The organism is Paenibacillus sp. 32O-W, from assembly GCF_007679495.1.
GTDB classification, from domain to species: domain Bacteria; phylum Bacillota; class Bacilli; order Paenibacillales; family NBRC-103111; genus Paenibacillus_L; species Paenibacillus_L residui.
Window position 1 is genome coordinate 1 of sequence record NZ_VEGP01000108.1, and the last position, 9888, is coordinate 9888.

Sequence of the window (9888 nt, forward strand, 5' to 3'; positions counted from 1 at the left end):
GTGTGAACTTTCTCCTCATCGTTGCCATACAACTAAGAAACTCCTTTTTTGCTGTCTAATTTTCTTAGTCCATTATATTACCATCAAAATGGTAGACGTTAAAAATAACCTTCAAATCATTAACATACTCTATTTTTTTCAAAAGAAGTTCATCAAATTCGTCGGGCATATTAAAATTGAATGTTGTTATATACAAGTGACTGTCTCTGTGCATTTTCTTTATAATTGTTTGATATGCCTGCTCATTTTTCGAAAGAATAATTGTAACATCTCTGCATCTAAACTCCATTACATCACCCTTTCAAAAAGATACAAATATCATTTTCCGGAGTTAATATGGTTACATTTTTCTTAGCTCTTGTGACTGCAACACGAAAATTTAAACGAGCTTGATCTAACCTCTTCTTGTCATCCTGCCTATTTCCAATTTTACCGTGAAAACGTCCTTCATAGATAATAACCTCGTCAAACTCCTTACCTTTAGATTTATGAATAGTCAGCACATTAACACCTATCCATACCTTATTTGAAGATGAGAAATGCTCCTGCAAAAGAGATGACTTAACTGCTTGAATCCCTCCTAAATAACTTCCATGTGTTCTCCATAAATTACTCAAGTTCGATCTAAGTTCAGAACCTTTATGCATTAAACGCAAGTATTTTGAATCAGAAACAAGCTGCTTGAATAAATCAGAGCTACTCTCTTCTAATATATTTCTTACCAACATCCAATCCTCTATGGGATTTCCTGAAAAATCTAATGAATTGCATTTCTTAGCTACTTCTTCACAATCCTTTATAACAGCTTTTCTTTTCGAACCCACAATTTTCCTAGTGGACACATAGTCAATAAGTGCATCAGTTATTGTCAGTATAACTTTGCTAGGCGGTTCATCACCTTTTCTGCCACGTGCATGATCACATAAATATGTTATTACATCACTTACTTTAATTTGTTTTTGTGAACCCATATCTAACAATAGAGCAATCAGAACAGCAGCTAAAGATGGGCCTGCTGTTTCAAGTGCCACCTCATGAGCTATTCGTGGGAAGGTTTTGTTGTTTGGAAGCTCTTGTTTTGAATCCAAAAATTCAGATACTTCCAGCATCAATTTTTTTGAAGGAACAAGTACAGCAACGGACCAGTCCCTTTTTCCCAATTCTATTAACCGCTTCCGAATACGCCATACAGCAAGTTTTAAATCAAAATGTGTACCAAACCCACTCCTATAAGGATAGTAAAGAATATGTACATTTTTATAACTCTTTTTAGTATTCATTCCCGTCAAAAGATCATTTCCAAATTGGACAATATCAGTATCACTACTACGGTTGTTTTCTATTCCAAAATCAAATTGCTTCGGACTAAAATGTGATATATACTGACCTATTCTGGCAGGGTCAGCTCCTCTAAATTCATAGATGCGTTGTTCTGCGTCTGCTAAAGCTATAAGCGTACTCCGTTTTCCAATTACTTTTATAAGTTCCCACTCGTCTGAGTTTGTGTCCTGGAATTCATCAAGCATGACAACTGGATAAGAATCTGAGATAATACTCGCAAGCGAGTTACTTCTTCCAAGCAGATCACCTGCATATTTTGCAAACAAATCAAAGTGAAGTATGCCTTCTTCTTCAAACAATCTAAGTTTCTCTGCGTTTCGTTCTTTGTTTCCTGTGATATTTGCAAGCTTGGTAGCAGCTTCAGGTGGTGTAAGCAATTTGATTGGAACATTTGAATTAATTAAATATCCATGACTCCTTAGAATATTCCAAGTAAAACTATGATATGTATTTACTTCAAGACAACTGCTAATTGATTTATTAATTATTTGTCCAACTTGTTCCTCTATACGTGTTACAGTAGCTCTTGCAAAACTTAAAAACAACACTTTCTGCCCTCGTTTTAAATTACCACCCTCGATCACATCTCTAGCTTTCAACAAAGCTATTGTTGTCTTTCCAGATCCTGGACCACCAAGTACTAACAGGTTTCCCTCAGTTTTCAATAATTTTTTCTTTTCTTCCGAAAGAACAAACATATGATCACCTCTTTAAGAGATGTGATATCTATTCAATAAAATCTTCAGCATCATCTTCATCCTCAAGTACTTCCTCACTATAAGGAATAATATTCCCTTCCACAATAGCTTGAATAGATTGTATTGTACTTATAATAAATTCCGGCATTTCTTCTTTCGAGCACTGTCCCAGAAAATCAGCCGTAACTCCCGTAGCCTTTGATTTCCCAAAAAATACACGTAATGATTTTTTTAACTCTGTCAATTCAATACCATCAAATGGTTTTTGAGCACTTAATCCCGCTGGCCATTCATCTGTATTCACAAGCAGCATGGCATAGCGTCGAAGTGCACTTTCTTGGGAGCCATTTAAGATTACATCTTCGAACCCACGTTCCAGTGCCTCGAATGGATGATCAACGGATTTCTCGATTGCAGCCTTATCAGTATCGTTCTGTTTATCAAATACTGCGAATGTGGCTTTGCCTAATCCACGAAAATACTCACCAAGTGGAGCTACTTGTGATTCTCCCTCAGCATTGACAACTGCAAATCCTAGTTCTTCGAGAGTCTTAAATTCAAAAGGAGAGAGTTCCTGTAACCGCCTCGCTGCTGCTGGGATGGAGTCAAATTCTGTTCGCCCTTCCGTTATTAACACCCTCCGTGCAAGTAAAGCTTCACAAAATCTTCTTCTGAATTCATCTCTATACTTTTTAGGTTTAATTGTTGGAGGATACTGAGCAGGAGTACCTTCAATTTTTCCATTTTCACGATTTATGACAAGAATTTCGGACGGGTCGAACTCCTCAAGAACATATGGTGAATGTGACGTAAAAATAGCCTGAGCTGACTTAGAACTGATGCTTTGAATAATCCTCTTCTGGGTAGCAGGTGGAATTGCTATTTCTGGTTCTTCCATTGCAAAGATAACATTTTGTTTTAACTCCGCAATCATAGATAATAGTGCAAGTACTAATGTGTTAATAGTACCCGTCCCTTGATGTTGGAATGGAGCAAAGTACTCTTCTCCATTATGACGCGTTGCACCAGTCCCCATAAAGACAGTAAGGATTTTCCTTAAATTTGAGCGTGTTAAGTCTGAAACTCGAAAATGTGGCTTGTCGGCCCAATCAGATGGAACAAATGAACGAATAGCGCTTTGAACTGATTGTAGGATATCGGTTACTCCTAAATCAGGATTTTCAGCCACAGATATAGTCCGCAGTTGGGCTAATACTTCTTCCCACATAGGAAGTTGTTTTTCTTTTAATTTGATAATTATGTCTAAAAGAGAACCGCGCTCCAAACTCAATGCTCGTGAACCAGTTCTAAGTGTTCTTAGGTATAAAAAACCACACTGCCTCTTATCCTTGGTTCCAAATATATCAAAAGAATCATCGTCTTTCAGAGGCGACATAAAAAATGTTCTCCCTATAAAATCATCTTCATCGCTATCATATTTCCCTCTAAAACATATTCTTAATGCGGCCTCAACACCTTTCTCATCTGTAGCTTCTGGCGGAGGGCTTTCCAGTAATGTTTTATTATTATTGTCCCACCATTCAAGATGATTCCTAAAGTGCCTCTGCTGTTCTTCATTCAAATCTATCACAATAACCTCTATAAAAATTTCGACTGATTCATTATTTTCATTAAGGTATTCACCAGCATAGAAGTCATGTTCATCAATAACTGGAAATCTTGCAAGTCTTTCTGGTCCAAGAACAAGATCTATGGCTTCAAGCAATGTTGATTTCCCGATATTATTATCACCTACGAGTACAGTCTTACCTGTCAAAAAAACCTCACACTCTTTTATTCCTCTAAAATTCATTACTTTTAATCTAGATATTTTCATTTAGACCAACCCTCCGCAAATAATCAAATGAAGAGGCACATTTTATCTACCTTTTTGAAGCGAATCCACTCTGATTGTTTTCCATTATCCTGAAAGGTACTACGACAACCGTCCCTCAAGTTAAGTTCGACATCTTCCGTCATTTCCCTTTTATAGAACTATGTAAATAAGACTTCTACTCTATTGATATCCGAGAGTATAGTAGAATGAAATCTATATTCTGCTCCTGGTACCTATGCATGGATAGTTAGTCATGCAAGAGACTACAGTAACCGAACATAACATATTCCAACGTGTGCTTCTCTGTTCGTTTCCCTCGATAAGCCAAAAGTATAGGTAAAAGCAATCTTTCTTCCGGTTTCGATTCAGTTTGTTAAACATTAGCTACTTTTCAGTCACATATTTTACACATTTGACTGATGAATTATAAAAAGTTATACTCCTGAACATCAGCTTCGTATATCACGTAAAAATCAGGTGCGTATATCTTTTTCTTCATATACATTTTCAGCGCCAGGTTCGTATATCTTAGCTGAGAAAATCAAAGTTATGCGAAGACGAAGCGAGAAAAGCGAAGTAGAGAAGCAGGGAGAACCCTTGCTGCACAAGGGTTCGGGGCATTTTTGAAGGGATAAAAAAAGGTTCGCATAATGCTGTGTTATCTCCGGTCAGGATCAGAACGTGATGGGAATCGCCAATGCCGAAACCCGGGCATCTGTCATTAATGCACAAGGGCTGACAACTGAAGAGATTATCCAGCAGGTGAATCAAAGAACCATCAGCTAAACGAGCCGTAATCAACAGGGAGTGCCGTCCGGGCCTCCCTGCAGTTTTTTATGGCGGATTTGCAACCGCGTCCTCCCCGGAAGTCAGTGAACTCTATTACTTCTTCACCTGTCGAGACATGCTATGGAACGTCCCCGGGTTCAGTGATAAAATAGAAATATCAATCGATGAAAGACGAACAACATGACCACACTCTGGATGATCTCCATCCCCATCCCCGAACCAGTGAAATACATTGTGCTTGCTTCGGGTTGCCGGAACAAGTCTTGTTCTATGAAAGTATTAAAAATGCATCTGCAGACAGGAGGAGGTTATTATGAAAATCGTATGGCTGCTTGCGGGAATCATCGGATTGGCCGGAATTGCACTGGCCGTGTTCTTCTTCCGCTCCCTTTCCAAGCCAAAGACCTCTCAAAATGTCGTTCATATCTCCCAATATAAAAAGAAGACTGCCCGTGGAGCTCAGAAATGCACTTATTGTAAAAAGAGGGTTGATTCGCTGACTTTCTATTCGGGCCACGAAGGAAAGGTCATAGGCTTATGCCGGGATTGCTCCAGGCTTGCCAAGCATCAGGATCTTATGCCGATCTGACCGGGCACCGTGCACCGGGCATATGCTTATGGAATGAACCCGGATCACGGCCTTCCTTCCTGGTCCTTTCAGTTCAAATCTGTGACAACCATCCCTTATCATTTTTTTGACTCCATATCTCATAATGGTTATCCACTGCGCTTGTCGTTTTACTTTCCGCCAAAATATCCTCCTCATTGTTTCCTTTCTCTATTCTGCAAATTCACCATCGCTATGAACGGTTTCATCGGTCTGCTCAACTCCATTCAAGGATTTCCGCGGCATAATCTCTTAAAATGCGCCTCAGATATGTCCGTAAGATTGAAGGAAATACTGCCTTTGTCATTGCCAATAACAGGATACACGCCACTGGCAATTATTTCTTTACTTTAAGGATAGCGCCTCTTATAATGGAGTTAGTTTCCTTATAAACCATATATTTTTGGAGTTTTCCTCCGGAGATTAAAGGAGCTCAGTACTAGATGAACGAAACCGATCGGTTGGATACCGAGCAGGTCAATCCTCTCAGCGATGACCTGGACCAGATGTCAACGGAACAAATCTTACGAGTCATGAATGACGAGGACCGGCAGGTACCTGTCGTTGTCGGCCGGCATCTGCCCGTCATAGCTCAGGCGGTGGATTGCATTGCGGATGCATTAGGCCGGGGCGGCCGGCTGTTCTATGTCGGCGCAGGAACGAGCGGCCGGCTGGCTGCGCTGGATGCGTACGAATGCCCGCCAACCTTCGGCACTCCTCCTGAGACCGTACAGGCGCTCTTGGCGGGAGGGAGCCAGCTCATCCAGGCCGACGAATCCGCCGAGGACGATGCCCGGCAAGGGGCAGACGACCTGCGGGCCCGATCCGTTGGGCCGAATGACGTAGTCGTCGGCATTGCCGCCAGCGGCCGGACGCCGTATGTGCTTGGGGCCTTGTCCTGCGCCAAGCAATCGGGGGCGCGTACGATCGGCCTGAGCTGCAGCGCGGGCTCGGCACTCGGCCAGGCGGCGGACATCGCCATTGAAGTGCCGGTAGGACCCGAAGTATTGACCGGCTCAACCCGTCTGAAGGCGGGAACAGCCCAGAAGCTCATTCTTAACATGCTCAGCACGGCAGCTATGGTCAAGCTGGGCAAGGTTTACCGGAATTTCATGGTCGACATGCAGCCGACGAACAACAAGCTGCTTCAGCGCGCCGAGCGGATCGTAACGAATGCGACAGGCGAAGAGGAAGCAGCGGCGGTCCAGGCTCTGCAGCAGACCGGTTACAATGTCAAAGCAGCCATTGTGCTGCTGATCTCAGATACGGATGCCGCTACCTCTATCCGGCTATTGGAACAGTCCGGAGGCCGGGTTCGTGACGCTATCCGTTTAGCTCAGAACAAGGATTGAAGAAACATCAGCACCTAACCGTTTTTGAATGAATTTGCGAAGCCATCAGCAAGCACAACCGTACAAGTTGACCCTTCCACTTCTTAAATTTAAGGAGGCAATAAGCATGTTAAAAAGAATTAGCGGCTCCTGGTTTGATTTCTATCATCCGAATCCATACGAAGGCGATACCTGGAACTCCACTACGCAGCAATTCACGAAGCAGGATTGGGACAAGAAGCTTGAAGAAATGGCCGAGGCCGGCATGGATACGCTCGTCCTGCTGCAAGTGGCGCTGCACGGCAAAGCCTTCTATCCTTCGGAGGTTATTCCGCTGAGATGGGATACCGTATGTCCGGACCCGCTGGAGGCTGTGTTGAAGGCCGGTGACAGGCTGGGAATATCCATCTATGTCGGGTTGGGCTTCTTTACCACTCCGATTATGGGAAGCCTGTCGATTACCGGAGACCGCAACCGGCTCCGATACGAGATCGCAGACGAATTGGCGGCTCGATACGGGCACCATTCCTCATTCGCCGGTTGGTATTTTCCGGTGGAAGCGGCCATTCATTCCTACTTCCCGGACGAATACATCTCCTATGCCAATGAATTATCCGCTTATTGCCGGAAGGTCGGTCCCCAGAAAATATTGATCGCTCCGTACGGGACCCGTTCGATCGTTGCGGATGACAAATTTGTCGACCAGCTGAAAGCGTTGGAGGTAGACTATATCGCCTATCAAGATGAAATTGGCGTGAACCGGACCACCTTCGAGGCTGTAGACGAAGTGTTCGCGAAATTGCGCGAGGCTCACGACCGGGCAGGCAAGCCGCTGTGGGCGGACCTGGAAGTGTTCCGTTTTCAGGGCAAGGTGCTTTATCCGGGAGCCCCGGAAAGAGTTATCCGGCAGTTGGAAACGTTATCGGGCCACGTTGATAAAATATTGTGCTACCAATACCTGGGCATGATGAACAAGCCCGGAAGCCCTGTACATGCGGGAGACGAATCCTCCGTCAAGCTGTATGAGGAATACATGGCATATATTCGCAAGCATGGATTAATCTAATTCGTATACGGAACAAGGGCCGAATTGGGGCAGCTCCCGTTCGGCCCGAATCGACTGGAGGCGGAACGCGGATGACGACTTTGGCGATCGGCATTGACATCGGCGGTACTCAAATTAAAGCGGGAATAGTATCCCGGGACGGACAGCCTGTACATACCGATACGGTACCTACAGAAGCCTCATTGGGCAGAGACGCCTTACTCGGCAAGCTGGCAGGCCTGCTGGAGAAATACCGCCGTATGGCTGAACTCAACGGCTGGCGACTGGCGGCAGCGGGGGTCGGAACGGCCGGGTTCGTCGATATTCGTGACGGCTCGGTTCCTTTTGCCAGCGGGAACCTTCCGGGCTGGAGCGGTGTCCGACTGCGTGAAGAGCTGGAGAAAGCATCAGGGCTGCCCGTCGTGGTTGCTAACGATGCCCACGCCCTGGCTGTCGGAGAAGGATGGCAAGGCGCCGGACGCGGCCTGGACGGCTTCCTCTGCGTAACCTTGGGCACCGGCATTGGCGGCAGCCGGATCATGAATGGGAGGCCGGATTATGGCTGCGCCGGTTATGCCGGCGGATTCGGCCACCAGGTAATCGTTCACGAGGGCAAACCCTGCACATGCGGCGGCAGCGGCTGCTGGGAAAGCTATGCCTCCGTCACAGGCCTGATTAAGCTGGCCGAAGAGGCGGGCTTCACCGGAGCCAGTCCGGAGCAGCTGTTCGAGCAAGCCCGCTCCGGCGGGACTGCTGCCGTTAGGCTGATTCGCACCTATATCGGCTACCTTGCTGCCGGTCTCGTGAATCTGGTTTATGCGTTCAATCCGCAGACCATTATTATCGGAGGCGCTGTGACGGCGCAAGGCGATTTCTTGTTCGATCCGCTTCGCCAACAGTTGAACGACAGGCTGATGCCGGTATATCGCCCGGTTGAAATCCTGCCGGCCAAGCTAGGCGGCTCCGCGGGATGGATGGGCGCTGCCCGCCTAGCTTGGCTGGCATCGGCAGAGGAATAATCCCCGCGAGGGAGATTATTAACCATTGGAATCAAGCAAGCCCTCTAGCCCCTCTGAAGCAGGCGTTTGGGGGGCTTAACCTATTTTGCTGTACTTTTGTCAAACTCTTGCTTCTATTTCCCCGACAGGCTATAGTAAGTCCAAAAGCAAACAGGAGTGTGGACAAGTGGGATTAGGAATTCTGGCCCATACGGTCGGTAGGCTTCCGCTTAAACAGTTAACCGAAACTTTGGGGGCTCATAAGATTGATTTTGTTCAACTGGCTTTAACCAAAGCAATCAGCGACATCGACACGGGCACGGGCCGATTAAGTCCGGGGTTGGCCAATTATATCGCTGAACATTTTGACCGGCAGGGTATTCGCATCGGCGTGCTCGGCTGCTATATAAATCCGATTCATCCCGATCCGGAAATCCGACGCGAGGAAATCCGGCGTTTCAAGGAACATCTCCGGCTGGCTAGAGACTTCGGCACATCCATCGTCGCTACCGAGACGGGAGATCACGATACGTTCCGCTATCAGGACCCCGAAAGATACCTCGAGATCGGATGGACGGTGTTAAAGGAGAGTATCACGGAGTTAGCGGAAGAAGCGGAGAAATGGGGAGTGACCGTCGGTTTGGAGCCGGTCTGCGTACATACGCTCTCCAGTGCTGACCATATGAAGCGGATCTTGGAGGAAATCCCCTCCAGTACACTCGGGGTCGTCTTCGACCCATGCAATTTGCTTGATCATCGGAATTTCGCAAGTCGGGAAGAGGTTGTGCGGCAGGCCCTGCAAACTTTCGGGGAAAGAATCGTATTGGCCCACCTGAGAGATGCCGTTTATCGTGAAGGGGAACGGCCAGACGTCGTTAAGCCGGGGGCGGGAACTTTTAACATTAGCGGATTCCTGGAGAAGCTGCACGAGTACAAGCCTTGTATCGACATATCCATCGAAGGGCTCCAACCGCACGAGATCGACGAAGCGTTGGACTATGTAAGAAGCCGGATGCCTTGCTAACAAGAGGGCTTTTTCGGGAAAGAATCTTTGCCGGGCCATACGAACGGAACCCCGTTATAAGTCGGATCCGCCCTTGTGACCAGTTCCTTAACTGTATTTTATGCAGGTAGATTGAGGCGAATGGCGCAAAATGACTAAAAACTACCTTGAAAATCTAGATACGCTTAAAGTAACTTTTAGGCAATACGAAACTAGACCCTTGCCAATTCATTTTTTTT

General features: G+C 45.8%; 7 protein-coding genes and 1 pseudogene. 6 read left to right on the forward strand and 2 right to left on the reverse strand.

Features of this window, described 5'->3' with window-relative positions:
• Positions 1–293 precede the first annotated feature (293 nt).
• The gene (locus tag FS806_RS24245; protein WP_144941807.1) at positions 294–2039 is read right to left on the reverse strand and encodes a UvrD-helicase domain-containing protein; all 1746 of its coding nucleotides are present in this window, start codon (positions 2037–2039) and stop codon (positions 294–296) included.
• Positions 2040–2067: 28 nt separating this feature from the next.
• Positions 2068–3876: an ATP-dependent nuclease gene (locus FS806_RS24250; protein ID WP_144941810.1), complete on the reverse strand. Its 1809-nt coding sequence runs from the start codon at positions 3874–3876 to the stop codon at positions 2068–2070.
• A gap of 651 nt (positions 3877–4527) precedes the next feature.
• On the opposite strand from FS806_RS24250, the pseudogene FS806_RS24255 reads away from it, so the two are divergent.
• The 6 genes and pseudogenes from FS806_RS24255 to FS806_RS24280 form a co-directional block, all read left to right on the forward strand.
• Positions 4528–4662, forward strand: a pseudogene (locus FS806_RS24255) (YkuS family protein); the annotation flags it as partial.
• A 316-nt stretch (positions 4663–4978) separates the two neighbouring features.
• Entirely contained in the window at positions 4979–5254 is a 276-nt protein-coding gene (locus FS806_RS24260) for a hypothetical protein (RefSeq protein ID WP_144941814.1), read from the forward strand.
• A gap of 461 nt (positions 5255–5715) precedes the next feature.
• Entirely contained in the window at positions 5716–6624 is a 909-nt protein-coding gene (gene murQ, locus FS806_RS24265; RefSeq protein ID WP_144941816.1) for an N-acetylmuramic acid 6-phosphate etherase, read from the forward strand.
• Positions 6625–6730: 106 nt separating this feature from the next.
• Positions 6731–7669, forward strand: a complete 939-nt coding sequence (locus tag FS806_RS24270) for a DUF4434 domain-containing protein (protein WP_144941818.1) — start codon at positions 6731–6733, stop codon at positions 7667–7669.
• Between the two features lie 71 nt (positions 7670–7740).
• Positions 7741–8667 carry an ROK family protein gene (locus tag FS806_RS24275; protein ID WP_144941819.1) on the forward strand — a complete coding sequence of 309 codons (927 nt, stop codon included), beginning with the start codon at positions 7741–7743 and terminating at the stop codon, positions 8665–8667.
• Between the two features lie 166 nt (positions 8668–8833).
• Positions 8834–9670 carry a sugar phosphate isomerase/epimerase family protein gene (locus tag FS806_RS24280; protein ID WP_144941821.1) on the forward strand — a complete coding sequence of 279 codons (837 nt, stop codon included), beginning with the start codon at positions 8834–8836 and terminating at the stop codon, positions 9668–9670.
• Positions 9671–9888 lie beyond the last annotated feature (218 nt).

What these genes read in the sequence shown, in the direction of transcription:
- FS806_RS24245 (WP_144941807.1), bottom strand. Translation starts at nt 2,039, where the DNA reads ATGTTTGTTCTTTCGGAAGAAAAGAAAAAATTATTGAAAACTGAGGGA.
- FS806_RS24250 (WP_144941810.1), bottom strand. Translation starts at nt 3,876, where the DNA reads ATGAAAATATCTAGATTAAAAGTAATGAATTTTAGAGGAATAAAAGAG.
- FS806_RS24260 (WP_144941814.1), top strand. Translation starts at nt 4,979, where the DNA reads ATGAAAATCGTATGGCTGCTTGCGGGAATCATCGGATTGGCCGGAATT.
- murQ (WP_144941816.1), top strand. Translation starts at nt 5,716, where the DNA reads ATGAACGAAACCGATCGGTTGGATACCGAGCAGGTCAATCCTCTCAGC.
- FS806_RS24270 (WP_144941818.1), top strand. Translation starts at nt 6,731, where the DNA reads ATGTTAAAAAGAATTAGCGGCTCCTGGTTTGATTTCTATCATCCGAAT.
- FS806_RS24275 (WP_144941819.1), top strand. Translation starts at nt 7,741, where the DNA reads ATGACGACTTTGGCGATCGGCATTGACATCGGCGGTACTCAAATTAAA.